Below are 583 nucleotides of genomic sequence, written 5' to 3' on the forward strand. Positions count from 1 at the left end.
GGTTGGTTCTCGCACGAGGAGGACGCGCCCGCCGGCGGCTCGGTGCCGATCGGTCGTCCGGTCGCGGGTAAGAGTCTGCGGGTGTTGGACGGGTCGTTGCGGCCGGTGCCGGTGGGTGTGTGGGGTGAGTTGTACATCGGCGGCCAGGGTGTGGCCCGGGGCTACCACGAGCGTCCGGGCTTGACGGCCGAACGCTTCGTGGCCGATCCCTTCGCGCCGGGTCAGCGGCTCTACCGCAGTGGTGATGTGGTGCGGTGGTCGGCGGATGGCGTCCTGGAGTACGCGGGTCGTGGTGATGACCAGGTCAAGGTGCGTGGGTATCGCATCGAGTTGGGGGAGATCGAGGCCGCGCTGGCTTCGCATGGGCGGGTGGCGCGGGCTGCGGTGGTGGCGCGGGAGGACCGTCCGGGTGTGAAGCGTCTGGCGGCCTACCTCGTCCCCCAGGACCCGGGCTCGGGCCTGTCCGTGGATGAGGCGCGGGAGCACGTGGCGGGAATGCTGCCGGAGTACATGGTGCCGGCCGCGTTCGTGACCCTGGATGCGTTGCCGTTGAACGCGAGCGGGAAGCTGGACCGGCGTGCGC

The 583-nt window shown here is 70.8% G+C and carries 1 protein-coding gene; it reads left to right on the top strand.

Annotated elements, in window-relative coordinates; translation table 11 throughout:
* A partial coding sequence (locus tag SCA03_RS34880) for an AMP-binding enzyme (RefSeq protein WP_141275915.1) occupies window positions 1-583 on the top strand: 583 nt, incomplete at both ends.

It is taken from the genome of Streptomyces cacaoi, from assembly GCF_006539165.1.
In the GTDB taxonomy this organism is placed as follows: domain Bacteria; phylum Actinomycetota; class Actinomycetes; order Streptomycetales; family Streptomycetaceae; genus Streptomyces; species Streptomyces cacaoi.